Genomic DNA, 25,670 nt, shown 5'->3' on the forward strand with positions numbered 1-25,670 from the left:
AATAATATATATGGATATAAATCAGTTAATTACAATTGTAAAAAATAAATTATTAAATCAAATCAATATTGAAAGTATAAATATTGAAGATAAATCTTTTCTTCATAAAAATCACAAAGGAAATCAAGAGGGAAAATATCATTTAAAATTAATTATTGTTTCTGAAGAACTAAAAAAAATGAATAAAATTGAAAGTAATAAAAAAATTTATAAGATTTTAGATCAAGAATTAAAAGAATTTATTCACTCAATCCAAATTTTAATTAGTTAAAAATTTTTTTAAAAATAAATTTACCTTTTTTTTCGAGTATTGTTTGTTGAAAATTGGTTTACCAATGTTTTTTAATAAAACTAAATTGATTTTTTTAGAATTATTTTTTTTATCTTTAATCATAAAAGATAAAATCTTATTTAAATCTTTTATAGAAAAATGTTTTTTTATTGAAGAAGGTAGGCCAGAATTATCAATATGATTTATAATTAAGTTATATTCATTTTTACTGAGCATATTTTCCCTTAAACTAAAATTAAGTGCTGTCTTCATTCCAAGTATCACAGCTTCACCATGATTTAGTTGATGACTGTACCCTAAGCTTGCCTCATAAGCATGGCCAAATGTATGACCAAAATTTAATACTTTTCTTAATGCTTTTTCTTTTTCATCTTTTTCGACTATCTTTTTTTTAATTTTACAACTTTCATAGATAGCTTTTTCAATAAATGGAGATGAAAGAGTTAAAATTTTTTTAAGATTTTTATTTAAGAAAATAAAAAAATTTTTATTTTCAATTAATGAATGCTTCAATATTTCTCCATATCCACAAATTATCTCTCTTTTTGATAAAGATTTAAGAAATTGAATATCTGAGAGAACCAATGATGGTTGATAAAAACTTCCTATTAAATTTTTACCATACTTAGAATTAACTCCAGTTTTTCCACCTACTGATGAATCAACTTGAGCTAAAAGAGTTGTTGGAATATTTGCAAACTTTAGGCCCCTTTTGAAAAGACTAGCCGCAAAACCACTTACATCGCCTGTAATTCCTCCTCCTAAAGAAATTAAAACATCATTTCTTGAAAAGTTTTTATTTAATAAAACTTCTAGAATTTTATTAACGCTGTTAATGTTTTTATTTTTTTCACTAGCTTTAAAAAACAACACAAAAATACTTTTATTTTTTAAAGACTTTTTAATATTTGAGACAAATTTTTTTGGAACATTTTTATCAACAACAATTAAACATTTATCAAAATCAATTGAATTTGATTTAAAAATTTTTGATACACTTGAGGTCAAATTTGATCCAATAATTATTGGATATTTTTTAGTCTTAGTTAGTATATTTAATTTAGTTTCTTTCATAAATTTCTATAATTTTTTTTACTATTTCAATTTTAGTAAGATTATCACACTTTATCTCATATAAAGCTTTAGAATAAATGTTAGATCGTCTCTTAATTAAATCAATTAACTCAGTATCTGTTGCATTAATCGCTAATGGTCTTTTTTTACTGTTTTTAATTCTATTTAACAATGTTTTATCATCCCAATTTAGCCAAAAAGATAAATGATTTTTTAAAATTTCTTTCCTAATATTGTTATTTGTAAAAGCTCCCCCACCAAGTGAAATCACAGTAGAGCTTAATTTAAGTTTTTTTAAAGTTGTTTGTTCTTCAATTTTTCTAAAATAATTCTCACCCTTAACTTCAAAGATTTTTTTTATTGTAACATTTAAATTTTTTTCAATTTCTTTATCGATATCGACAAAATTTAATTTTAATTTCTTAGCTACTAAAGATCCAATAGAGCTCTTACCAGAACCCATCATCCCCAAAAAAACTAGATTTTCTTTTGATTTCATAAGTTTCTTTATTGAAAAAACATAAATATGTCTTAATTTGAAATTATCTAAAAGTATATGCAATTCATTAAAAACACAAGTTCAGGCAAATCAAGTATCATAGGACTTGTGATTAAAACTATAATTGGATTAGGGGTTATTTTAGGTATTATTTTTTTTCTAAGTACAATTGATTTTCCTGCACCTAAAAAAGAAATTGAAAAAATTATTCCAAATGAAAATTTTAAAATTGTTAAATAAGAAAATTCTTTCAACTACATTAATTTGTCTTATTTTTTTTACACCTGTATTTGCAGAAGAGAAACCGATTGATATTTGGAATATAGAAAAAAAAGATAATCAGGTTATTTCAGAAACAAATATTTCAAGTGAAAATTCTAGTGGTACTACTCAAAATAGTGTTTACGAATTACAAACAAATAAACAAACAGATACAATTAAACTAGATAAAGAATTTTCATCAAAAAAAATTAAAATTGTTGGGTTATATGATCCAAGTGAATACGGATTAAGTATGGATATGTGGTCAAACTCAGATGGTACTAAATTGAAAAATTTATTTCAGAATATTAATAAGTTTAATCTTTCTGAGGATGCATCTGATATAATGCACATATCTTTATTAACTAATGCCTATTCTCCAACTCAAAACATTACTGAGCAAGAATTTATGAGCTTCAAATCTGATTGGTTAATAAAGGATGCAAACTTAGAATTAATAGAAGAATATTTAATTAAAAATCAAATAATAAATTTACATCCAAATTTGGCAAGATATTTGGTAGATACTTATTTATCAGAATCAAACGTAAAAAAATCATGTGAGATTTTTTCTAAAAATACAGAACCCGTTCAAGATGAATATCTATCAAAGTTTAATTTATATTGTTTAATCAATTATGGAAAAAATGAAGAGGCACAACTAATTTTAGATTTAAAAAAAGAGTTAGGTTTCGAAGACAGTTATTACGAAAATAAAATAAATTATTTATTTGGATATCTAGATGAGGCAGATAAAGAAATATCAATAAATACAATTTTAGATTTTCATTTAGCTCATAGAACTAACCCTGAGTTTTCTTATGAACCAACAGAAGATACACCTAAAATAATTTGGAAATATCTTTCGGCTGCTAATTTACTTTTTAAAATTCAAGACATAGAAATTACTGATGTAGAAAAAATTTCTACAATAGAAAAAGCTGTTAATGATAAAAATTATTCTGAAGAGGAGTTATTCGAATTTTATAAAAAATTCCAATTTAATATTAATCAATTTTTAAACGCAAAAGAGGCGTATAAATCTTTATCTTCAATCGAGGGACGTGCACTTTTATATCAAAGAACTCTTTTAACAGAAGAACCAAAAATCAAATTAGAATTTCTAAAGATTTTAAAGGATTTATTTATATCCGATGATATAGGCAATGCTTTTGATTTAGAATTAAAAAAATTTTTAGCTGTAATTAATGTTGAGGATGTTCCATCGAATTTTACAACATTTTATAATAGCAACCTAAACAAGAAAGAGACAGCAAATAAAAAGATTAAATATAATAGTAAAATTTTACATCAATCAAAACTTATAAATTATTTCAATGGGGACTATGCAAAATCTAAAATTGAAGAGGATGTAGATAAATTTTTAAAGAAAATTAAAAAAGATAAAAAATATTTTTTATCAAAAAAAGATATAATTTTTCTAGAGGCGCTTAAGTCTGATGGAGTTGAAATCTCAAAAAAATATGACAGTCTTTATGAGGTGAAGCAATCAGAAATGCCTGCCGATATTCAAACAATGATAGATAATAATGAGATTGGTGCCGCATTGTTGAGAATAATTGAGGTAATTGGACCTGACAAAATTGAAAATATTGATGAAGATACAGTTTATTTTATTATCAATACCTTAAATCAATTAAATGTTGATTTAATTAGAAACAAACTATTGCTAAAAGTTCTTCCTTTAAAAGTATAAAAATTATAATAAAATCAAGTTATGGCTATCAGAACTATAATAACAGAACCTAATAAATTACTCAGGCAAATATCTAAACCAGTCAATAGTGTTGGTAAAGAAGAGCAAAAATTGATGGATGATATGCTAGAGACAATGTATGAAGCAAACGGAATTGGTCTCGCGGCGATACAAATTGGTGTACCAAAGAGAATAATTGTTATGGATATAAGTAAAGATGAGAGTAAAAAAGAGCCAAGATATTTCGTAAATCCGGTTATCAAAAATAAAGATCCAGAAAAAGCAACTTATGAGGAAGGATGTCTTTCTGTGCCAAATCAGTTTGCAGAAATTGATAGACCTAGTAAGTGTGAAGTAGAATATCTTGATTACGATGGAGAAAAGAAATTGCTAAAGGCTGATGGTCTATTGGCAACATGTATTCAGCACGAGATGGACCATTTAGAGGGAATCCTATTTATTGATTATCTTTCAAAATTAAAAAGGTCAATGATAATTAAAAAATTATCAAAATTAAAATCTACTTCTGTAGAAGCTTAATCAATGCTAAAAAAAATAGTTTTTATGGGTACTCCCATGTTTGCTGTTCCAATTTTAAAATCACTTTATCAAAATGGATATCCTATTTCTTGTGTTTATACACAACCACCTCAAAAATCTAAAAGAGGTCAAAAAATTAACAAGTCACCAATTCAATTAATTTCAGAGACTTTAAATATAGAATTTAGAACACCAAATTCATTAAAAGGAAATTTAGATGAATTAGAATATTTGAAATCTTTAGAGGCAGATTTAGCGATAGTTGTTGCTTATGGTCAAATTATACCAAAGTCATATTTAAATTTAACTAAAAAAGGATTTATTAATATACATGCATCTATTCTTCCAAAATGGAGAGGTGCTGCTCCGATTCAAAGATCAATTATGAATTTAGATAAAGAGACAGGAATTAGTATTATGAAAATAGGGGAGGAACTAGATACAGGACCGGTATGTAATGTTTATAAAATTAATATAGAAAATAATTTAAATGCTGTAGATATTAATGAAAAGCTATCAAGTTTGGCTGCAGAGAAAATTTTAGATAATATAGATGATATATATGAGGATAAAGCAAACTTTATAGAACAAGATCACTCATCAGCTACATACGCATCAAAAATTCAAAAATTAGAGGGGCAGATTAATTGGAAAGAAGATGCTAAAATTATAATTGGTAAAATAAATGGACTTTATCCAGTTCCAGGTGCTTATTTCATGTTTAACGGTGAGAGATATAAAATATTAAAAGCAGAAATTGGACAAGCACGAGGAAAACCAGGTGAGGTTTTATCTGATCATTTAGAAATTTCGTGTGGAGATAAAAAATCAATAAAAATTAAAGAAATACAAAGACAAGGAAAAAAGCCTCAAAGTATTGGAGAATTTGTTTTAGGAACACAAATTAAAAAGGGTTCATTTTTATAATGAATAGATACCAAATACTTATTGAGTATGTAGGGACAAATTTTAGAGGATGGCAAATTCAAAAAAAGGGCCCAACAATTCAAGGATTAATTCAAGAAAAATTATCAAAATTATTAAAAGAAAAAATTGTTTTATATGGTCAAGGAAGAACTGATGCAGGGGTTCATGCATTTGAGCAATCTGCACACTTTGATTGCAAAAATAAAATAACCGATAAAATTAAATTTTTAAAATCCATTAATCATTTTTTAAATTTAAAAGACATTGCGATTAAAAATATTAAAAAAAGAAATAATAAATTTCATGCTAGATTTTCAGCAAAACAAAGAATTTATAAATACTTTATTTTTAATCAAATAAGCCAACCAATAATCGAAAAAAATAGAGCATGGCATGTTCGTAGGCCTTTGAATTTAGAATTAATGAAAAAGGGTGCAAAAAAGTTGTTAGGAACTAATGATTATTCAACTTTTAGATCTTCAAGCTGTCACGCTAAAAGTCCAATTAAAACTATTAAATCAATTAAAATTAAATCATCAAAAAATAAAATTGAATTTCAATTTAGTTCTCAATCATTTTTACAACATCAGGTTAGATCTATGGTTGGTTGTTTAAAATACTTGGGAGAAACTAAATGGGATTTGAAAACTTTTGAAAAGAGATTTAAGTCAAAAAAAAGAACACTGTGTGCTCCCCCAGCACCACCAAGTGGTTTATTTTTATTTAGAGTTCTTTATTAATTTATTTTTATTGCTCATAGCAAACTTTTTATTTATTCGCCATCTAGACTCAGCTCTTAAAATATACCCACAACAGTTTTTTGATTTACATTTACAAGGAAATTGTTTGTAGTTTTCATCATAACCAAATCCATAATCACAGGTAAACTCCTCACCTTTTTTAATATCTTTGATTGCTTTGACCCAAATTTTCAATCCTTTTCCATCGTAATCACAATTATTATCACAAGAATGATTAATTAAACCTGCAGTATTCCATGGAAAATCTCCATCTAGATCGTATCTTTTATTTATTGTGAATAAATATATTGGTTTATTATTATCGTACTTATCAGAATCTTGTGTTTGTTTTTTTGTTATAAGTTTTCCGACATAGTCAATTATCCTGGTTCCCTCTTTAATGTCACGAGTTGCATAAAGTCCTCTACCTTTATTATCAATCCCAGATCTTTTTATTTTATATAATTTCATGAAGATTTTTATTTAGAGTTTTCTAAAAAATTATCAATTAAATTCTAAAAGAGCATCAACGTGTCTTTTAGCACTATCTCGAAGGGCATTTAGGTCGTAACCACCCTCTAAAATTGAAACAACTTTTCCATTACAAAATTTTTTAGAAGTCTCTAATATTCTTTTGGTAATAGTAAAATAATCCTCTGTTTTTAAATTAAATTGAGCGAGAGGGTCATCTTCATGGGCATCAAAACCAGCGCTAATCAATATAAACTCTGGTCTAAACTCTTCTAATTTTTTTAATACACGGTCAAATACGTTTAAATATTCTTCTGAACTTATGCCAGCTGGCAAAGGTATATTAAAAATATTGTTAAATTTACCTCTTTCTTGTTCTGAACCAGTTCCTGGATAGTATGGATATTGGTGAGTTGATATAAAAAGAACATTTTCATTTTCATAAAAAATATCCTGTGTTCCATTACCGTGATGTACATCAAAATCTATTATTGCAACTTTCTTATATTTATATTTTTTCAACAAATAATTTGCACCAATACTCACTGAATTTAAAATGCAAAAACCAGCAGCCTTATTTTGTGAGCTATGATGTCCAGGAGGTCGAACACCACAAAATGCATTTCTAAATTCTTTTTTTTCCACCCCATCAATTGCAGCAATTATTGATCCAACTGCATCGAAGGTTGCGTCTTTGCTTCCAGGCGAAATGATTGTATCACCATCAAGTGAGGAAAAACCTTTTTTTGGAAAAGAACTTTTTACTAAATTTAAATAATTATTTTCATGTGTGGTTAATAGAATATCATCTGAAACTTTAGATGGTTTCTTCCATATAAGATTTTTATTATTAAGTTTTTTAAAATTTTCTACTATGACGGATACCCTTGCTATTTGTTCTGGATGCCCAGGACCTGTATCATGATTTTGAGATGTATCTGATGTAATTAAACCAGTTTTCACTTAAAGTAGTTATCTAAGATTTTAGTATAAATTAAAGTTAATCTTTTTAAATCAGATAAGGACACACATTCCCCTACCTTATGCATAGTTTTTCCTACTAACCCAAATTCTAAACACGGAGCTATTTTTCTAATAAATCTAGCATCTGACGTGCCACCAGTTGTTGATAATTTTGGTTTAATTTTAGTAACTTTTTTAATTGTATTTTGAATCATAAATGTAGTTTTATTTGGTTTAGTTAAAAAAGCCTCACCAGAAACACTATATTCAATTTTAAATTTTGATTTATTTTTATTACAAATTTTTTTAATTATTTTGTTTATTTTATTTTTTAATTTGTAAGATGTATGTTTGTTATTAAATCTAATATTAAAAGAAGCATTAGCTAATCCTGGAATTACATTATCAGCTGAATTATCAATGTTAATTTTTGTTATTTCCAAATTTGTAGGTTGAAAATCTTTTGTACCTTCATCAAATTTAATTTCTTTTAATTCTTTTAGAATTTGAACTAAAGCTGTTGACGGATTGTTGGCTCTATTTGGGTAAGCTACATGACCTTGAATACCAATGACAGACAATTTTCCAGTCATACTACCTCTACGACCAATTTTAATCATTTCTCCTAATTTATTTGGATTTGTAGGTTCTCCTACTAAGCAAAAATCTATTTTTTCCTTTCTTTTTCTCAAATACTCAACAACTTTTTTCGTCCCATTAATTGCAATTCCTTCTTCGTCTCCAGTAATCAGAAGACTAATAGACCCACCAAATTTTTTATTTATTTTAGAAAAACTACTAACTGCAGTAACAAATGCAGCTATTGAGCTTTTCATATCATTTGCACCTCTGCCAATTAAGTATCCTTTTTTAACAGCTGGTTTAAAGGGATTAACAGTCCAATCATTTAAATTACCAGGTGGCACTACATCTAAATGACCTGCATAACAAAAATTTGGACTTGCGGTACCAAGTCTTGCATAAAGATTTTTTACAGGATAACTATTTTTATCTTTGAACTCAAGAATTTTGGTTTTAAAGCCGATTTTTTTTAATCTTTTTTCTAAAAATTTAATTACTCCAGCATCAGTTTTTGTAACAGATGGAAACCTAATTAGCTCTTTAGCTAATTGAAGTTCATTAATTTTTTGCATTTTTATTCTCTTAAAAGGTCGTTAACTGATGTTTTTGATCTCGTCTTTTCATCAACTTGTTTAATTATTACCGCACAATACAAAGATGGTGCTTGTGGATTGTTTTTATCTGGTAAGGATCCTGGAACTACCACTGAATAGGGTGGAATTTTTCCATAAGTTATTTCACCAGTTTTTCTATTAACAATTTTTGTTGATTGTCCAATATACATTCCCATACTCAGAACAGACCCTTCTCCAACTATTACACCTTCTACTACTTCGGACATTGCTCCTAAGAAAACATTATCTTCAATAATTGTTGGTAATGCTTGGGCAGGTTCTAATACACCTCCAACTCCTGTACCAGCTGAGATATGACAATTTTTTCCAATCTGACAACAACTTCCTGCACGACTAAATGTATCCATCATTGTTCCTTCATCAATATATGCACCAATATTTACATAGCATGGCATTAAAACTGCATTCTTTCCTACAAATGATCCTTTTCTAACTGGTGAATTAGGCACCATTCTAAAACCAGCTTTTTCATGATCTTCTTTTGTCCATCCAGCTGTTTTTCCTTTAAGTAAATGAGCTTTGTCATACCAGCTACTGTATGGACCATTTAAATTTTCCATTGGATACATTCTAAAACTTAACATTATAGCTTTTTTTAGATGCTGATGAGTAACCCATTCACCATTGATCTTTTCAGCTACTCTTGCTTTTCCACTGTCTAAATCATCAATAATTTGATTAACAGCATCCTTTAAAGATTTATCTGAATTTTGGTTTATTTGGTCTTTATTTTCCCAAGCTTCATTTATAATTTTTTCAATACTCATAATTTTATGAGTTTTTTAATAACCTTATTTCTTTTAAAAATAAAGAAAGATTTTCTATTTTGTAATCAATATATTCTTTATCAGACTCTTTTTTCCCCCAGTATTCATCATTGACTAACCAAACTGTTTTTGCTCCTCTTTCTTTTCCAATTGATAAGTTTTTTGCAATATCTTCAATGTAAATTGTCTCAGTTGGATCGATTTGAAATTTTTTAACCATAAGATCAAATGCTTTTGCTTCAGGTTTTGGACTGTATTCAGCATCAACAATATCAAATACTCCATCAAATTGATCTTCAATTCCTAAGTGAGTAGTGATATTTTTAACATGTTCTTTACTTCCATTTGTAAACACAAATTTGTTCAGATTAATATTTTCTAGCTCATTCCTTAAAGCGGTATCTTTTTCTAAAAAATCTAAATTAATATCATGCACGTAGTCTAAAAATTCTCTTGGAGGTATATCGTGATGTATCATTAAACCATTAAGGCTAGTGTTATATTTATGAAAATAATTTGTTTGTAATTCTTTTGCCTCTTTTAAATCTACATTTAATTTATTTGAAATATATTGAGTCATTTTTTTACTTACTTGACCAAATACGCCTTCAAGATCACTATAGAGTACCCCATCACAATCAAATAATATGTTTTTGATATTCTTTAATTCTTTCATTGTCTTATTAGGGTCCCAGAGCCCTTGTCAGAGAATATTTCCCACAAACATGAATGTGGCTTTGTACCATTGATTATACCAACTGCTGTTACACCGTTATTCACTGCATCTAAGCACGCATTTATTTTAGGTATCATGCCCTCTGTAATAGTTTCATCTTTAATCATTTCCATAATCTCAGATGAAGAAATCTCCTCTATCAATTTTTTATTTTTATCTAAAACACCATCTACATTTGTCATCAACAAAAGTCTTCTTGATTTTAAAGATTTTGCTATGGCCATTGCGGCAGTATCTCCATTAATATTATACGTTTGATTTTCTTTACCTAATCCTAATGGTGAAATTATAGGAATTTTATTTTGATTAATTATATCTAATATTTGTTCATTATTAATCTCATTTGGTATTCCTACAAATCCTAGCTCTTCTGCTTCCGGTATAGTTTTTATAACATTATTATTTTTTGTATGAATAGAGATTGCTTCTGTACCTTTGTCTTTTAAAGAACTAACAATGTCATCATTAAAATCAATCAAAACAGATTCAACAATATTAATTATATGTTTATCAGTTACTCTTAGTCCTCTTATAAATTTTGATTGAATGTTCGATTTTTCTAGTTCTCTTTTAATTCTAGGTCCACCACCATGAATTACTATAGTTGCCAGTCCTAATTTATTTAAAATATTAAGATCAGTTATAAAGTTATTAAATATGTTTCTATCAATTAAAACGTTTCCACCATATTTAATTACTATTAAATCGTTTTTGTATTTTTCAATATATTTATTTACTTCATTTATTGGTGGCCCATCTTTAGGTAGTATCTTTTCAAGGTCCATTTAATATTTTAATTTATTAGGTTACAGTTTTCACTGTTGTACGTTTCATTATTACAACCTGCTGAGCCATTGTTAAAATGTTATTAACTGTCCAATAAATCACTAACCCACTTGGGAACGGTGCAAGAATTACTGTTAAAAATAAAGGGAAGAACATAAATATTTTTGCTTGCATTGGATCTGTTGGAGCTGGATTTAACTTTTGTTGAACCCACATTGATACCCCCATAGCAACTGGCCATGCTCCAATTACAAGGAAAGAAGGTACGTCATATGGAAACAATCCAAATAAATTAAATATAGAAGTAGGATCCTTAGCACTTAAATCTTGGATCCAACCATAAAAGGGCATATGACGCATTTCTATAGTTACAAATAAAACTTTATACAAAGCAAAAAATACAGGTATTTGAATTAGAATTGGCAAACATCCAGACATGGGATTAACTTTTTCCTTCTTATAAAGAGCCATCATTGCTTGTTGCAATTTCATCTTGTCATCTTTGTGTAATTCCTTAAGTCTTGCCATCTCAGGCTGAAGAGCTTTCATTTTTGCCATGCTTCTGAATGAAAAATTAGCAAGTGGAAAAAATGCTAAACGAATACAAACAGTAACAGCAATAATTGCTAATCCGTAATTACCAAATATTTTAAAGAAATACTCTAAAGCAGTGAACAAAGGTCGAGTTAAAAAGTACAGAAAGCCCCAGTCAATTGTTAAATCAAATTTATCAATTTTTAAAGTTTCTGCGTATCCATCAATCACATCAACTCGTTTTGCAGCCACGATTACTTGTAAATTTTCTTCTATAGAAGAATTGCCAGTTAACTCCAATGGGTCTGTTGTAACAAAGTTTATTCTGTACTTGTTCTTATAATCCATTGTAGTTTTAAATTCTTTTTCTCTTGGTGGAATTAGAGTTGATATGTAATATTTATCTCCTATTCCCAACCATCCTTTTTGTGCAGTTCTGGAGAACTTTTTCTCTTCAATATCATCATAATCTTCCTCAATTAACTCTTCATCTAACGTAGCGATAGGTCCTTCATGAAGAATGTAAAAATCAGTTAAACCTTCAGGGATCTGATTTCGTATAATTTGTCCATATGAATAGAAGTCGTAGTTTTTATCAGTAGAATTTATAACTCTTTGTTTTATCGTGAATAAAAACTTATCATCTAAAGCAATTTCTTTTTCAAAGGTGATCCCTTGATCATTTGTCCAGCTAAGTTTTATAGGAGATTGATTAGTTAATTTATTATTTCCAGAAACCGACCAAATTGAGTCTGCATTTGGAATATCAATATTTTTATCAGTGGTAATAAAACCACTTTCTATTACATATCCTTCTTTAGAACTTCGTGGCGCAAGAAATTTTACTTTTTCATCACTTTCTAAACTGACATTGTATTCTTTGAAAGTAAGATCATCAATTGCAGCTCCTTTTAAAGAAATAGATCCAACAATACTTTGGTTTTCAAATAAAACTCTTTCACTTTCTTTCAAAGCATCTTCTCTAGAAATTTCAGTTACATTTTCTTTTTGATCTAAACTAGGAGCATCTGAGTTTTGTTCAGTTTTATTTTGTTCAGCTAAATTTTCTTTCGTTACCGGTGGCGGTGCGAAAAAAAGTGAATATAATATAATCACTGCAGCTGATAAACTTATAGCTGCTATAATATTACGAGTTTCCAATTTTTTTCTCCTTTACATCTTTTTTAACTGGATCAAACCCACCACTTCCCCAAGGATGGCAAGATAAAATTCTTTTTATACTCATGTATAAACCTTTAAAAAAACCATATTCTTTTAAAGCATCTATGCTGTATTCAGAACATGTTGGTAAATATCTACAAGAATGACCCAATAATGGACTAATCAAATATTTATAGGCCTTGATAAATTTAATTAAAATTAAAGTAAATATATTCATTATTTTATTTTTGCAAAATCCTGAAAAAGAGTTTCTTTTATAATTTTGTATTCATTATTTAGCATAGAAGACTTAGCGATAACAAGAAATGAATAGTCAAAGTTTATCTTTATTTTTTTTACAGCCTCATTCATGATGCTTCTTAATCTTCTTTTAATTTTATTTCTCTTTACTGCATTACCGATTTTTTTTTTAGTCACAAAACTGATATTTAGTCTTTTTTTATCTTTATTCAGTAATTTTCCAAAAAAAATACTTACATATTTATTTGTAATCTTTTTTTGTTTAAGTAGATTTTTAAATTCTTCGTTTTTTGAAAGAGCAAGTATTTTGCTTTTCATTATTCTATACAGAAACTGTTAGTGATTTTCTTCCTCTTGCTCTTCTTCTAGCCAAAAGTTTTTTACCACCTTTAGTTTTCATTTTTGAACGAAAGCCATGTTTTCGAGCTCTTTTTTTATTTGAGGGTTGATAAGTTCTTTTCATAATTAGATTTGATATAGTTTTTTATAATTTTTTGCCCCTTTATATTAGTAATAATTAAAATAGCAAATAGAAGATTAAGCATTAAAATAAGAAGAATCATGGAAAATACAAAAAAAATTAAATTATTTATTGGGTTATCTTATCTATTAATTATTTGTGTATTTTTGTATTTCTTTTTTTCAAAATTTAGTCTTTCAGAAATTACCTCTTATGATTTTATAAGAAATAATCGGTCTTATTTTATTGATCTTAAAAATTCTAATTTATTTTTCATAGCTATAAGTTTTTTGATATTAATTGTTTTTTGGACATTCCCACTATTAGGTTTTGGGAGTCCAGTAGTTTTAGTTGGTGGATTTATATTTGGAAAATGGATTGGAACAATTTTATGTGTTCTTGGTTTAAGTATTGGTGCAACATTTTTATATTTATTTGGAAACTATTTCTTAAAAGATTTAATTAGAGAAAAATTTTTAAATAAGTTTCAAAATTTAGAAATAAAATTTAAAAAATCTGAATTTATCTATTTATTAATTTATCGTTGTGTTGGAGGAATTCCTTGGCAGGTACAATGCTTGTTACCAATTTTATTTAATGTTAAATTAAAAAATTATTTTTTTTCAACACTTTTTGGTATTGTGCCAAGTGTTTTTATTGTTTCTTCAATAGGAAGCGGGTTAGAAAAAGTTATTGACCAAAACTTAGTAGCTCCCAGTATAACTGATATAATTCTTTCACCTGATATATATGTTCCTTTAACATCTTTCTTTATTTTAATTTTGATTACTATATTTTTGAGAAAGTTTTTTTATAGAAATTAGTGGTGCTCCCACCCTGTACTGACCAGGGAACTAGTCATTACCAATGACTTGTTATACCATTTAACTACAGGAGCTTAGAGACAAATTGTATTTTATTGATAATAAAGCATTTTTTTCAAATTATTGCCTTAATTTTTTGATTAATATGATTTATATCTATTTTAGGAAAATGTTATGGGAATTCATTACGATTACAAATCTACTAAAGGTAATAAGCTTATGGAAAAGCAAGCTAAAAGAGAAAGAAAGCTTGCTGAAAAAAAAGCTAAACGTTTAGCTAAAGAAGGCCCAAAAAAAGAAGAGGAAAAAAGAACTGCATTAGATCCTAATAAACCAATTTCTTTAGATTTCCTGACTAACCCAAATAAAGAATGAGTTCAAAAGATAAAAATGAGCGTTTAAGCTTGGCGCTTAGAAAAAATTTGAAGAAAAGAAAAATTTTCCAAAAAAAAAATAAAAAGAAAAATAAATAATGTCAATTCAACCTGATTCTTGGATTAAAAAAATGTGCAAGGAGCACAATATGATAGAGCCATTTTTGGATCATCAAGTTTCTGAGGGTAAAATTTCTTATGGATTAAGTAGTATGGGATATGATGTAAGAATCTCCGATGAATATAGAATATTTACTAATGTTAATAGTTCTTTAGTTGATCCAAAGAATTTTTCTGATGATAATTTTATAGAACGAAAAGGACCACACTGTATTATCCCACCAAATTCATTCGTTTTAGCCAAAACAGTCGAATATTTTAGAATACCAAAAGATGTTTTATGTATTTGCGTTGGAAAAAGTACTTATGCAAGGACAGGAATTATCTGTAATGTTACTCCAATTGAAAATGAATTTGAGGGCAATATTGTAATCGAGCTAAGCAATACAACACCTAATCCTGCAAAAATTTATTCAAACGAGGGAATAGCACAATTTTTATTTTTCAAATCAGATACTCAGCCAGAAACAACTTATAAATCAAAGAACGGTAAATATCAGGGTCAAACCACAATTCAAGTTGCTAAGATTAAAAAGTAATTTATGGACAAATTTCTGATCAACGGCCCTTGTAAAATCAAGGGTAATGTTTCAATTTCAGGTTCGAAGAATGCGTCCCTACCAATATTAGCTGCAACATTATTATTTGATAAACCTGTAGTTATCAAAAATTTACCAAGAGTTAGAGACATTAATACAATGTTAAATTTATTAAAGTCTCTTGGTTCTAAAATAATTTTATCAAGAGATAAAAAAACAGCAAAAATTATAAATAAAAAAAATATGAAAACTTTTGCTAGTTATTCTTTAGTCAAAACAATGCGTGGTTCTATTTTGGTTTTAGGTCCACTTATTTCAAAATACCATAAATCTAAAATCTCTTTACCTGGCGGATGCTTAATTGGCGCTAGACCAGTTAATTATCATCTAACTGCATTAAAAAAACTTGGTATGAAATATGAATTAAAAGATGGATATATTCTTGCTAAATCAAAAGGAAAACTTGTCGGAACAACTATAAATTTTCCAAAGATAAGTGTTGGGGCAACTGAAAATTCTATAATAGCGGCATGTTTAGCAAAAGGAAAAACAGTTTTAAAAAATTGTGCAATAGAACCTGAGATTAAAGATCTTACAAATTTTTTAAATAAATCTGGAGCGAAAATAAAATGGAAAGGAAGAGTTTGTAAAATCATAGGTGTAAATTCTTTAAATGAAACTGAATATTCTGTAATGGCTGATAGAATAGAAGCAGGCACATTTTGTGTAGCTGCAACACTTGCAAAAGGCAATTTACAAATAAATAATTTTAATCCTAAAATTATTGGTACAGAAATAAAATTACTAAAAAAAGTTGGTGCTAAAATTAAATCTAGTGAAAATAAAATCTTAATTAAAGGACCTGAAAAAATAAAAGCAATAAAAAGTATTAAAACCAAAGAGTTTCCAGGCATTCCAACAGACCTACAAGCACAATTGATGGTTTTGATGTGTAAAGCAGTTGGTAAAAGCTCAATAACTGAAAGTATTTTTGAAAATAGATTTATGCATGTTGCGGAATTGCAAAGATTAGGAGCAAAAATAAATATTAAAAATAATACCGCTACAATAGAAGGAAATACTAAATTCATTGGTGCCGAATTAATGTCTAGTGATTTAAGAGCTTCTGTTGCTTTGGTTCTAGCAGCTGTAGTTTCTACTGGTAAATCATATATTAACAGAATTTATCACTTAGATAGAGGTTATGAAAAAATAGAAAATAAACTAAAAAAAATTGGTGTTAAAATTAAAAGATTAAAATAGTGAAATATTTGGCTAAAATTATTGCAAGCGACCAAGAAGGTTTACAAATGATTTCAGCTTGTAGTTCAGGGGCCAAAGTTAAAATTGCAGATATAAAATATCTCGCATCCAATAAGGTTTTTTTATTATCAATTGAAAGAACCAAGGTTGAAAGTGATCAGGAAGATAAAAAAATCAATAGCATTTGTAGGTTTGATTTTGTTGATAAAGTAAGATCAAAGAACATTGATCAATCAAATCAAGAAATAGTTTTAGAGCTAATAGGTATAGATTATTTGAAAAATAATGATGTTTATGAAATAAATCTTATTTTTAATAACAATGCTCATATTGCTTTAACTACAGAAACTATTGAAGCAAGATTAGAGGATCAAAGTGAAATTAAATAATATGAAGATACTAAATAGTAAAAGTAAAAATTTTGATAAATTATTAGAGAATTTGCTTTTACAGAGAAAAAAAAAAATTCAATCAGACTCTGTTTCTGTAACAAATATAATTAAAGATGTTAAAAAAAATGGTGATAAAGCATTATTAAAATACGAGAAAAGATTTAATCAAAACAACATAATTATTCCAAGCTCAAAACAAATTAAAAAATCTATAAATTCGCTTGATAAAAAAGTAAAGAAAGCAATCGATACGGCTTATAATAGAATTTATAAATTTCATTCACTTCAAAAGTTTAAAAATATTTCTTATACAGATAAATTAAAAAACAAACTTGAATATAAATATGTACCTTTAGAGTCTGTTGCAATTTATGTTCCTGGTTCTACCGCTTCATACCCATCGAGTGTATTGATGAATGCTATTCCAGCAATTGTAGCGGGTGTTAAGAGAATTGTTATGATTAATCCAGGCTATAAAGGAAAACAAAATCCAGCCGTATTATACGCAGCAAAAAAATGCAAAATAAAAGAAATTTATTCTATAGGGGGCCCTTCTGCTATTGCAGCAGTATCTTATGGGACTAAAAAAATTAAAAAAGTTCATAAAATAGTTGGTCCAGGAAACGCATATGTTGCGGCAGCAAAAAAAGAAGTTTTTGGTGTTGTTGGAATTGAAGGTATGACCGCAGGTCCTTCAGAAGTGACTATCGTTTGTGACAAATTCTCAAATCCTGAGTGGGTTGCAAGTGATTTAATTGGACAAGCTGAACATGATATTCTTGCACAATGTATTTTGATTTCAAAAGATAAAAATTTGCTAGATAAAGTAAAAATTGAAATTACAAAACAATTAAAAGAAATTCCAAGAGCTTCTGTTGCAAGAAGAAGTTTAATAAATAATGGAATTCTTATGTATATTTCTTCAGACGCTAGAATAACAAGTGTTGTAAATAAAATTGCACCAGAACATTTGGAATTAAATATTAAAAATTACAAATCGTTAGTTCCAAAAATAAAAAATTCAGGATCAATATGTTTAGGAAGATATGCAGTGATGGCAATGACTGATTATAATGTTGGATCAAACCATGTGTTGCCAACTAATGGTTCTGCAAAATACTCAAGCGGTATAAGTGTAAATGAATTTTATAAAAGGATTTCATACATAAACTTATCAAAAAAGGGTATTGAAAGTCTTGGACCATCAGTTATAACACTTGCAAATTACGAAGGGTTGGTTGGACACGCCCAATCTGTAGTAAAACGAATAAGGAGAAAATAAATTTGTCAAAACAAGACTTACTGGAATTTAAAGGTACAGTGATAGACCTACTTCCTAATGCAATGTTTCGGGTTAAGCTTGAGAACGGGCATACTGTCACCGCGCATACTGCAGGTAAGTTAAGAAAAAACAGAATTAGAGTTCTCCAAGGTGATAATGTGACAGTTGAAATGACACCTTACGATCTTACTAAAGGAAGAATTATCTTTAGGGGATAAATAAGGCTGAGTAGCTCAGGAGTAGAGCAGAGCCCTGAAAAGGCTTGTGTCGGAGGTGCGAATCCTTCCTCAGCCACCACCATAAAGTTTCATCTTGAAATAATCGTAAAAGAAATTAACTTTAAGAGTTAATAAATAACAAAAGGACTAAGAAATAAGATGAGTACACTACAAGGAAAAATTAAATGGTATAATGGTAAAAAGGGATATGGCTTCATTGAAAGAGATGATAAAGAAAAAGATGCCTTTGTTCATGCTTCAGCGGTAAAAGCTGCTGGTATGAGATATCTCAATGAAGGTGATAAACTTGAATTCACATTAGAAGATGGTCCCAAAGGTCCTTCTGCAGTTAATTTAAAAAAAATAGACTAATTTAGAAATTATTTAAAAGGGCGTTTTATCTATCAAATAGATAAACGTCCTTTTTCTATTTAGACCTTGAATATTAATTTTTTTTGTCTAAAAGACTGCTCATGAATATAAATATTACATACAGAAAGACTTTTAGAAGTACTCACAGAAACTGTTTCCATAGCCAGTAGGCTATTTATTTATATTATAATTTTAAATCCACATAAAATAAGATAAAAACAAAGAGGATAAGCCCGGGTGGTGTAATGGTTAGCACGGAAGTTTGTGGAACTTTAAGTTTGAGTTCGACTCTCAGCCCGGGTACCAAAAAATGAATAAAGAAAAAAAATTAATTCCTGGATTGCCTTCAGGATTTGAAGATCGTTGGGATAAAAAACTTCTTCTCAAAAAAAAGCTTTTAAAAGCTATTGAGAATAATTTTATTAAATTTGGAGCAGAGGCTCTGGAAACCCCTTCGTTTGAGATAAGTGAAAATATAGGATCTTTTTTGGCAGAAGATGAAGCTAATCCTATGTCTGATGTATTCTCATTTGAGGATGGAGAAAAGAGCATTACTCTTAGGTATGATCTTTCAAGCCCACTAGCTAGATTTGTTGCACAAAATAATCAAGAGCTTCCATCAATCTTTAAAAGGTATGCTATTCAAAATGTCTTTAGAAATGAAAAGGCTGGTAATGGAAGATACAGAGAATTTATGCAAGCAGATTTTGATATCGTGGGAAATGTTAATCCTGCGCAAGCAAATGCAGAGCTTTGCAATTTAATATCAAGTACTCTGTTAGATTGTGGTCTAAAAAAAGATCAATTTACAATCAACGTTAGTAACAGAAAAATAGTTCAAGGATTAATTGATGATTTAAAAATATCAGAAGAAAAGCAAGTAAAAGTAATTAGGGCAATTGATAAATTAGATAAACCAGGTTTTGGTTTAAAAGGTGTTGAAGATCTGCTTAAAAAAGAGAGAAAAGATATAAGTGGTGCAATCACTAAGGGTGCAGATTTAAACGATGAACAAGCGTCTGAAATACTTAATTTTTTAAAAATTAAAGATTTAAAAGAATTAAAAGAAACTTTAAAAAATCCATTGTCTCAAGAAGGTATAAAGGAATTAGAACAAGTATTTGAAGTATTGGGTTACAGTTCAAATTTAAATCAAGTCAAAACAAATTTTACAATTGTTAGGGGATTGGCTTATTATTCAGATTTCATTGTTGAAACAAATCTAAATTTTAAAGTTACAAATAACAAGGGCAAAGAGGTCGATATAGGTAGTATTTGTTCTGGAGGAGCCTATGCAAAATTAATTTCGAGATTTAAAGGTGTGGATATTCCAGGCACCGGAATTAGTTTTGGAGTTGATCGATTGTTATTTGCTTTAATGCAATTGGATCAAGTAAAAGTAGATAGTCAAAAACCAGTTTTAGTTTGTGTAATGGATGAAAAATATCTTAAAAGTTATTATGAAATTTTAGATTTATTAAGAAATAATAATATCAATGCTGAAATTTTTTTAGATACAAAAAAAAATTTAGGTAAGCAACTAACCCTAGCAAATAAACGTGAGCTGGATGTTGCAATAATATGTGGTGAAAATGAATTTAATGAAAATACGGTCACTATAAAAAGTCTCAAAGGCGTTAAGGGTGAAAACAATAAAACATTTCCAAAAGAAAATTTAATCGATGAAGTCAAAAAACTTATCTGAAAACATCCTTAGATCAGTAAAATCTAAGGGTTTTAAATATATTGATTTACCTTCAGTAATTGAGGCTAATCACATTGTTCAAAGATCAGGAGAAAATTTTAGAAAGTTTATCTTCTCCTTTACTGATCAGAATGGAAGCGAGTTGTGTTTAAGACCAGATTTAACAATTGCATCTTGTTTAAGGTATTTGGAGAATAATTTAAAAGGTAAGGAAAAAATTTTTTACAGTGGTCAAGCTTATCGAAAATCGCAAAACAAAAAAGACTCAATCATTAGAAATCAAATTGGATTTGAAATTTTAGGATCTAAGGATGAGAAAAATGACGACAAAGAAATTATAAATACATCTCTTAAATCACTTCAAAATATCAAATATTCTTCAGGAACACTAACTATTGGAAATGTTGAAATATTTAATTTGTTAATTTCAAAATTGGATATTCCAAAGAGATGGAAGCTAAGATTGGCCAGACACTTCTGGAGAGAAGAATATTTTAATGATTTATTAAAAAGATTAGAAACTAATTCAGATGTTGATCCAACAATTGTAGAAATAGATAAAAAGCGCTACGTGAAAATGCTTAAAGAGGATTTATCAAATATTGTTGCAGGAAGAACAATTAATGAAATATTAAAAAGGTTTGATCAGAAAATAAAAGATCCTAGAAGAGCTAGTAAAGGAAAGAATGTTTCAAAAATAATTAAAGATTTCTTAAAAATTAAATGTCCCATAAATAAAGCAGCAATTGAGTTAAATAAATTTTTTAAAAAAAACAAAATAAATCTAGCTGTAGATCAAAAATATTTTCCAATCTCTAATAATAAGGTTTCAAAATTAAATGTAGTATTTTCAGCATCCTTTGGAAGACAATTAGAATATTACACCGGAATGGTTTTTAAAATTGATATTAAATCTAAAAACTCATTAAAAAATATTATTAATGGTGGTCGTTATGATGGTCTAATTTCAGACTTAGGATCAAAAAAACAAACTCCAGCAGTAGGTGCTGCTTTAAATTTAAATTACTAATGACAAAAAATATTTTAAATATTGGAATTCCAAGCAAAGGTAGACTTAGAAAAGATGTTTTAAATATTTTTAAAAAAAATAAATTAAATCTCATTTCTGAAAGAGGAGAAAGAGATCTTTTAGGATCTATAAAACAATTTAAAAATATTAAGATTTTATATCTTCATGCAAGAGAGATCATAGAAAGACTTGGAGACGGATCTTTGGATATAGGTTTTTCTGGCTTTGATTTATTAAAGGAAAGTGAAATTAACACTCAAAAGAAAATTAATGTTTTAAAAAGATATGATTTTGGTAAGGCTACATTAGTAGTCGCAATTCCTGATCCATGGATAGATGTACAAACAGTTGCAGATTTAGAAGAAATTGCATTTGAATTTAAAGATAAGAAAAAGAAAAGATTAAGAGTAGCAACAAAATATCCAAACTTAACAAGGGAATTTTTATTTTCAAAGGGTGTTACCCAATTCAAATTAATTGATAGTTTGGGTGCAACTGAAGCTTATCCTTTCACAGGCTCTTCGGAGATAATTACGGATATCACGTCTACTGGAGAAACTTTAAAAGCAAATAATCTACGTATTTTAAAGGATGGAGAGATACTTAGATCAGAAGCTTGTATGATGATTTCTAAGTCATCCAATAATAAAATGGGTCTTAAAAAAATAGTAAAATTACTTTCTAAAAATTAAATCTTTCCAATAAATTAGTATAATTTTGATAATATCAAGATTTCTAATAATTGCGTAGAAAGTTACAATTACTATAAGAAAAATTATAAATTTTAGAACTAAGCTAATTTCCATTACTAAATTATTAATTAAATTTAGTGACTTATCAACACACAATATAATTTTTTGTTTGATATATGATATAAGTGTTACTGGAATCATATGGATAAACTAAGAATAGTCGATTTATTTTGCGGATCAGGTGGATTTACATTAGGTTTTTTAAACGAAAAGTACAATGTAGAGTTAGCAGCTGATATAGATCCATATTGTGAGAAAGTATACCAAAAAAATTTACCAAAAATTAAATTTGTTTTAAGTGATCTTTCAAAATTAAATAAAAATATTTTTGAAGGTCTTAAACCTGATATTGTAGTTGGAGGACCGCCTTGCCAAGGATTTTCAACTATAGGAGCTAGGATTTCATCTGTAGAGAAAAAAAGGAAAAAAAAAGATATTAGAAATAATTTAGTATTTTCTTTTATTGAGCATGTAAACTATTTGAATCCAAAGATATTTTTAATGGAAAATGTGAGTGGCATTTTAACAAGAGAAAATGGAAATATATTTAGCGAATTAAAAAAAAAAATAAAAAATTATGGTTATAGATTTGAAGTTTTTAATTTAGATGCTGTAAATTATGGTGTTCCACAATATAGAAAAAGAGTTTTTATTATTGGTACAAAATTTGATAAATATGAGATCTCCAAACCAAATATTACTCATGGAGACAGTTTATTTTTAGAAAAAGAGAACACTGTAAATTCTGTAATTAAAGATTTAGCAAAAATAAAAATTGATGTGACAATGAATCATGTTCCCTTGAAACATAAACCAAAAAATTTAAAAAGGTACAGTTTAATACCTGAGGGTGGTAGATTGCCTGAAAATAAACTTTCAAAAGAATTATTTAGAAAAAATTTTGGAAATACTTTTAAAAGATTACATAGAAATAAGCCCTCATTAACAATGGTTCCTGGGCACAATGCATTTCCAATTCACCCTTGGTTAGATAGATCGCTTACGGTTAGAGAAGCAGCAAGGATTCAAACATATCCAGACAATTTTATTTTTATTGGTCCAAGACATGAGCAATGTATTCAAGTTGGAAATTCAGTTCCTGTAAAATTAGCTCAAAGTTGGGCCAAACATCTTAAGAAAATTATATTAAAAAAAATTATTAAAAAAAATGAAAAAGCAGCATAATTTTATTGATCTATTTTGTGGAGCAGGAGGATTTTCTTTAGGATTTAAAGCAGCAGGTTTTAACTGTGTAGGAGCTTTTGATAATTGGGATCCAGCTATAAAAACCCATAAAAAAAATTTTAAAAACACAAAAATTTACTCAAAATCAATTGATGACTACTCGAATTCAGATATTAAAGAGATATTTAATAATACAAAAGTTGATTTGATTATAGGTGGACCTCCTTGCCAAGGTTTTTCGTCAATTGGAAAAAAAAACGTTAATGACAAAAGAAATGATTTAATTTTTGAGTTTGGAAGAATTGTCAAGTTAATAAAACCAAGCTTTTTTATTATGGAAAATGTTAGTGGATTGATACATGATAAAAATGTTTTTTATTTCAATAGATTAAAAAAGTTTTTTATTTCAAGTGGTTATAAAATTGGCTACAAACTTTTAAATGCTGCAGATTATGGTGTGCCACAATTAAGAAAAAGGGTATTTCTAGTGGGTCACAAGAACATGTTTGAATATAGTTTTCCAAAACCAATTATTTTAAAAAAAGATTATAGAACAGTTGGTGACACAATTATGGATTTAGTGAATAACAAAAAAATACAAAATCATGTACCCATGAAACATAATGATATTGTTAGAAAAAGAATCTCTTTTATAAATGAGGGTGGTGGGATTACAAAAAATATTCCAAAAAATTTATTATTGGGTAGTAGAAGTGATTACAAGAATAATAAGCTAAAGAATTTCAGCCATATATATAAGCGACTTCATAGAAAATTACCTTCAGGAACAATGGTGCCTGGTCATAATGCTTTCCCACTACATCCAACTCTGGATAGGGCTTTGACAGTTAGGGAAGCTGCAAGATTGCAAACATTTCCAGACAAAATAATTTTCGAAGGAACCAGACAAGAGCAATGTATTTTGGTTGGTAATGCAGTTCCAGTTCAGTTAGCTAAAATTTTAGGCAAGAGTATTAAAGAAAGTTTAAATTTAAATTTAAATAAATTTGCTAGATTAAATACTAAGTAAATTTATTTATATCAAAGTTATAAATTTCTCTTATGTTAGGCCAATTAAATTGAAGTCCATAATCTTCTCTAAAATAAGTTCTTTCATTTCCTAATATAAAACCTAATTTATTCCATAACTTGAATTCATCTCTAATGTAATACTGTTTTCCACCAGTAGTTTTTCTTCCAGGTTTTCTATCCTCCCAAGGGGGAACTTGTCCAATATCAACTAAATAATTATCAAATAATTCTTTATGTTTTTCAGATTTAAATTTTTCTCCTTTTTTAATTATGTCCTCTTGAAAAAAATATAAAAGATCGATTAATTGCATATGTTTACCTACTTTCAATATGTGGTTTCCTAAAGCTTGCATAAATACTTTACTATCAGGACCATTTTGATCGCAGAGATTTAATAATCTAAATCCAAATTGAGTAAGGTGTCCTGTATCTTGATCAATTAAACCAAGTTGAAAAAAAGGAATTTTATAATTTTGTTTTTCACCTGGTGGAATAGATGTTTTGTTTCTTGGTTCACCCTCCCAAGTAAGAGCTTGACCACTCTCTAATTTATTTTTAAACGTAGGCCAAACATAATCAGTATAAATGTCTGTATTTTTATCCTTATATTGTCTGCACAATGATAATATATCATATATCTCGTAGTTACTTAAATCTCTCCACCATGCCCAAAATACTTTGACTTTTCCTTTATCCTCTTTTTTTTCAATTTTGTAATCGTTCTTTTTTTCAATTTTTTTTCTCAAAAATAAATTTTCTTGAGTGATTTGAGATCTAGTATCATAATCAAATATACATATAGGTAAATTTTTTAGTTCATCTCTTGAATTAAAAAGTTCAACTATAAAATCAGAGATTGGATAGTTATCTTTAGAAATTTTAGGAAGTATTAATCCTGCATAATCATTATGATGCAAATAAGAAACTGCTTGTCCAACACCTGTCATATATTCTCTTTTTTCTTGAAGTGGAGGTTTGTATTCAAATCCAATAGTGACTTCCTCTTCTCCAAAATAATCTTTGAAGATTGCATCAGCTTTTGGCCAACCTGTAAATCCACTTCTATGAAATCTGTTTGTAAAAATTTGTTTAAATTCACCATCTTCAGATCTAACTTTATTAAGTATTACTGAAGAGGCGTTGATTGCACCTTGATCATGTGTGTCAGACATTTTT

Annotated in this window: 32 protein-coding genes and 2 tRNA genes; 21 read left to right on the top strand and 13 right to left on the bottom strand. The window is 28.0% G+C overall.

Translation table 11 applies throughout. The annotated features are described in order from the left end of the window. Positions 1-10 precede the first annotated feature (10 nt). A complete protein-coding gene (locus AMN83_RS04175; protein ID WP_075504421.1) occupies positions 11-271 on the top strand; it encodes a BolA/IbaG family iron-sulfur metabolism protein in 261 nt (86 codons plus the stop codon). Here the strand turns inward: AMN83_RS04175 and aroB are convergent. Together aroB and AMN83_RS04185 are read right to left on the bottom strand one after the other, a co-directional pair. Then, complete coding sequence (aroB, locus tag AMN83_RS04180; protein ID WP_075504422.1) at positions 260-1,366, bottom strand: 3-dehydroquinate synthase; 1,107 nt, start codon at positions 1,364-1,366, stop codon at positions 260-262. The genes AMN83_RS04175 and aroB overlap by 12 nt on opposite strands. After that, the gene (locus tag AMN83_RS04185) at positions 1,353-1,865 is read right to left on the bottom strand and encodes a shikimate kinase (RefSeq protein WP_075504423.1); all 513 of its coding nucleotides are present in this window, start codon (positions 1,863-1,865) and stop codon (positions 1,353-1,355) included. Before AMN83_RS04185 ends, aroB begins: the two co-directional genes overlap by 14 nt. Before the next feature lie 57 nt (positions 1,866-1,922). On the opposite strand from AMN83_RS04185, the gene AMN83_RS04190 reads away from it, so the two are divergent. The 5 genes from AMN83_RS04190 to truA are packed head-to-tail and all read left to right on the top strand — an operon-like array spanning position 1,923 to position 6,050. After that, positions 1,923-2,105: a hypothetical protein gene (locus AMN83_RS04190; protein WP_075504424.1), complete on the top strand. Its 183-nt coding sequence runs from the start codon at positions 1,923-1,925 to the stop codon at positions 2,103-2,105. Beyond that, entirely contained in the window at positions 2,080-3,843 is a 1,764-nt protein-coding gene (locus AMN83_RS04195; RefSeq protein ID WP_075504425.1) for a hypothetical protein, read from the top strand. The genes AMN83_RS04190 and AMN83_RS04195 overlap by 26 nt, the downstream gene beginning before the upstream one ends. A gap of 21 nt (positions 3,844-3,864) precedes the next feature. Continuing rightward, positions 3,865-4,383, top strand: coding sequence for a peptide deformylase (gene def, locus AMN83_RS04200; protein WP_075504426.1), 519 nt, complete (start codon positions 3,865-3,867; stop codon positions 4,381-4,383). Between the two features lie 3 nt (positions 4,384-4,386). Continuing rightward, entirely contained in the window at positions 4,387-5,310 is a 924-nt protein-coding gene (gene fmt, locus AMN83_RS04205; protein ID WP_075504427.1) for a methionyl-tRNA formyltransferase, read from the top strand. Then, positions 5,310-6,050 (top strand): tRNA pseudouridine(38-40) synthase TruA, encoded by a 741-nt coding sequence (gene truA, locus AMN83_RS04210; protein ID WP_075504428.1) that lies wholly within the window; start codon positions 5,310-5,312, stop codon positions 6,048-6,050. The genes fmt and truA overlap by 1 nt, the downstream gene beginning before the upstream one ends. On the opposite strand, the gene AMN83_RS04215 is transcribed toward truA, so the two are convergent. From AMN83_RS04215 to rpmH, 10 genes are read right to left on the bottom strand one after another with little or no spacing between them, the layout of a single operon-like run. After that, positions 6,030-6,521, bottom strand: a complete 492-nt coding sequence (locus AMN83_RS04215) for an SET domain-containing protein (protein WP_075504429.1) — start codon at positions 6,519-6,521, stop codon at positions 6,030-6,032. The two genes, truA and AMN83_RS04215, sit on opposite strands and share 21 nt — an antisense overlap. A 33-nt stretch (positions 6,522-6,554) precedes the next feature. Beyond that, positions 6,555-7,484, bottom strand: a complete 930-nt coding sequence (locus AMN83_RS04220) for a histone deacetylase family protein (protein ID WP_075504430.1) — start codon at positions 7,482-7,484, stop codon at positions 6,555-6,557. Beyond that, on the bottom strand, positions 7,481-8,638 hold the full coding sequence (gene dapE, locus AMN83_RS04225) for a succinyl-diaminopimelate desuccinylase (RefSeq protein ID WP_075504431.1): 1,158 nt from the start codon (positions 8,636-8,638) through the stop codon (positions 7,481-7,483). Before dapE ends, AMN83_RS04220 begins: the two co-directional genes overlap by 4 nt. Before the next feature lie 2 nt (positions 8,639-8,640). After that, a complete protein-coding gene (gene dapD / locus AMN83_RS04230; protein ID WP_075504432.1) occupies positions 8,641-9,468 on the bottom strand; it encodes a 2,3,4,5-tetrahydropyridine-2,6-dicarboxylate N-succinyltransferase in 828 nt (275 codons plus the stop codon). A gap of 4 nt (positions 9,469-9,472) precedes the next feature. Then, positions 9,473-10,144, bottom strand: a complete 672-nt coding sequence (locus AMN83_RS04235) for a pyrimidine 5'-nucleotidase (protein WP_075504433.1) — start codon at positions 10,142-10,144, stop codon at positions 9,473-9,475. Further along, a complete protein-coding gene (argB, locus tag AMN83_RS04240) occupies positions 10,141-10,989 on the bottom strand; it encodes an acetylglutamate kinase (protein ID WP_075504434.1) in 849 nt (282 codons plus the stop codon). Before argB ends, AMN83_RS04235 begins: the two co-directional genes overlap by 4 nt. A gap of 16 nt (positions 10,990-11,005) precedes the next feature. Further along, positions 11,006-12,685 (bottom strand): membrane protein insertase YidC, encoded by a 1,680-nt coding sequence (gene yidC / locus AMN83_RS04245; RefSeq protein ID WP_075504435.1) that lies wholly within the window; start codon positions 12,683-12,685, stop codon positions 11,006-11,008. Further along, positions 12,672-12,923 (bottom strand): membrane protein insertion efficiency factor YidD, encoded by a 252-nt coding sequence (yidD, locus tag AMN83_RS04250; RefSeq protein ID WP_102133166.1) that lies wholly within the window; start codon positions 12,921-12,923, stop codon positions 12,672-12,674. The genes yidC and yidD overlap by 14 nt, the downstream gene beginning before the upstream one ends. Further along, on the bottom strand, positions 12,923-13,264 hold the full coding sequence (rnpA, locus tag AMN83_RS04255) for a ribonuclease P protein component (protein ID WP_075504437.1): 342 nt from the start codon (positions 13,262-13,264) through the stop codon (positions 12,923-12,925). Before rnpA ends, yidD begins: the two co-directional genes overlap by 1 nt. Positions 13,265-13,268: 4 nt before the next feature. After that, positions 13,269-13,409: a 50S ribosomal protein L34 gene (rpmH, locus tag AMN83_RS04260; RefSeq protein ID WP_023854404.1), complete on the bottom strand. Its 141-nt coding sequence runs from the start codon at positions 13,407-13,409 to the stop codon at positions 13,269-13,271. Between the two features lie 98 nt (positions 13,410-13,507). Here rpmH and AMN83_RS04265 point away from each other — a divergent pair, with 98 nt between their 5' ends. The 15 genes from AMN83_RS04265 to AMN83_RS04345 all read left to right on the top strand — a co-directional run bounded on the left by AMN83_RS04265 (position 13,508) and on the right by AMN83_RS04345 (position 24,492). Beyond that, positions 13,508-14,230: a TVP38/TMEM64 family protein gene (locus AMN83_RS04265; protein ID WP_075504438.1), complete on the top strand. Its 723-nt coding sequence runs from the start codon at positions 13,508-13,510 to the stop codon at positions 14,228-14,230. A 174-nt stretch (positions 14,231-14,404) separates the two neighbouring features. Beyond that, entirely contained in the window at positions 14,405-14,605 is a 201-nt protein-coding gene (locus AMN83_RS04275; RefSeq protein ID WP_075504439.1) for a hypothetical protein, read from the top strand. A 97-nt stretch (positions 14,606-14,702) separates the two neighbouring features. Beyond that, complete coding sequence (dcd, locus tag AMN83_RS04280) at positions 14,703-15,263, top strand: dCTP deaminase (protein WP_023854401.1); 561 nt, start codon at positions 14,703-14,705, stop codon at positions 15,261-15,263. A 3-nt stretch (positions 15,264-15,266) separates the two neighbouring features. Beyond that, positions 15,267-16,526, top strand: coding sequence for a UDP-N-acetylglucosamine 1-carboxyvinyltransferase (gene murA, locus AMN83_RS04285; protein WP_075504440.1), 1,260 nt, complete (start codon positions 15,267-15,269; stop codon positions 16,524-16,526). Further along, positions 16,526-16,915 (top strand): DUF2948 family protein, encoded by a 390-nt coding sequence (locus AMN83_RS04290; protein WP_256998070.1) that lies wholly within the window; start codon positions 16,526-16,528, stop codon positions 16,913-16,915. Before murA ends, AMN83_RS04290 begins: the two co-directional genes overlap by 1 nt. Before the next feature lies 1 nt (position 16,916). Further along, positions 16,917-18,200, top strand: a complete 1,284-nt coding sequence (gene hisD, locus AMN83_RS04295; RefSeq protein ID WP_075504514.1) for a histidinol dehydrogenase — start codon at positions 16,917-16,919, stop codon at positions 18,198-18,200. 2 nt (positions 18,201-18,202) lie between these two features. Further along, positions 18,203-18,418: a translation initiation factor IF-1 gene (infA, locus tag AMN83_RS04300; RefSeq protein WP_023854397.1), complete on the top strand. Its 216-nt coding sequence runs from the start codon at positions 18,203-18,205 to the stop codon at positions 18,416-18,418. A 4-nt stretch (positions 18,419-18,422) separates the two neighbouring features. Then, a tRNA-Phe gene (locus tag AMN83_RS04305) sits at positions 18,423-18,497 on the top strand. An 80-nt stretch (positions 18,498-18,577) separates the two neighbouring features. After that, positions 18,578-18,790: a cold-shock protein gene (locus AMN83_RS04310; protein ID WP_023854396.1), complete on the top strand. Its 213-nt coding sequence runs from the start codon at positions 18,578-18,580 to the stop codon at positions 18,788-18,790. A 231-nt stretch (positions 18,791-19,021) separates the two neighbouring features. Next, positions 19,022-19,096 (top strand) — tRNA-His (locus AMN83_RS04315). A 4-nt stretch (positions 19,097-19,100) separates the two neighbouring features. After that, positions 19,101-20,495, top strand: coding sequence for a histidine--tRNA ligase (hisS, locus tag AMN83_RS04320; protein WP_075504441.1), 1,395 nt, complete (start codon positions 19,101-19,103; stop codon positions 20,493-20,495). Continuing rightward, complete coding sequence (locus AMN83_RS04325) at positions 20,473-21,525, top strand: ATP phosphoribosyltransferase regulatory subunit (RefSeq protein ID WP_075504442.1); 1,053 nt, start codon at positions 20,473-20,475, stop codon at positions 21,523-21,525. Before hisS ends, AMN83_RS04325 begins: the two co-directional genes overlap by 23 nt. After that, the gene (gene hisG / locus AMN83_RS04330; protein WP_075504443.1) at positions 21,525-22,217 is read left to right on the top strand and encodes an ATP phosphoribosyltransferase; all 693 of its coding nucleotides are present in this window, start codon (positions 21,525-21,527) and stop codon (positions 22,215-22,217) included. The genes AMN83_RS04325 and hisG overlap by 1 nt, the downstream gene beginning before the upstream one ends. Before the next feature lie 201 nt (positions 22,218-22,418). Then, on the top strand, positions 22,419-23,462 hold the full coding sequence (locus AMN83_RS04340; RefSeq protein ID WP_075504445.1) for a DNA cytosine methyltransferase: 1,044 nt from the start codon (positions 22,419-22,421) through the stop codon (positions 23,460-23,462). After that, positions 23,446-24,492: a DNA cytosine methyltransferase gene (locus AMN83_RS04345; protein ID WP_075504446.1), complete on the top strand. Its 1,047-nt coding sequence runs from the start codon at positions 23,446-23,448 to the stop codon at positions 24,490-24,492. Before AMN83_RS04340 ends, AMN83_RS04345 begins: the two co-directional genes overlap by 17 nt. Here AMN83_RS04345 and AMN83_RS04350 read toward each other — a convergent pair. Further along, complete coding sequence (locus tag AMN83_RS04350; protein WP_075504447.1) at positions 24,485-25,666, bottom strand: hypothetical protein; 1,182 nt, start codon at positions 25,664-25,666, stop codon at positions 24,485-24,487. The genes AMN83_RS04345 and AMN83_RS04350 overlap by 8 nt on opposite strands. Positions 25,667-25,670 lie beyond the last annotated feature (4 nt).

The organism is Candidatus Pelagibacter communis (assembly GCF_001180025.1).
Classification (GTDB): Bacteria; Pseudomonadota; Alphaproteobacteria; order Pelagibacterales; family Pelagibacteraceae; genus Pelagibacter; species Pelagibacter ubique_A.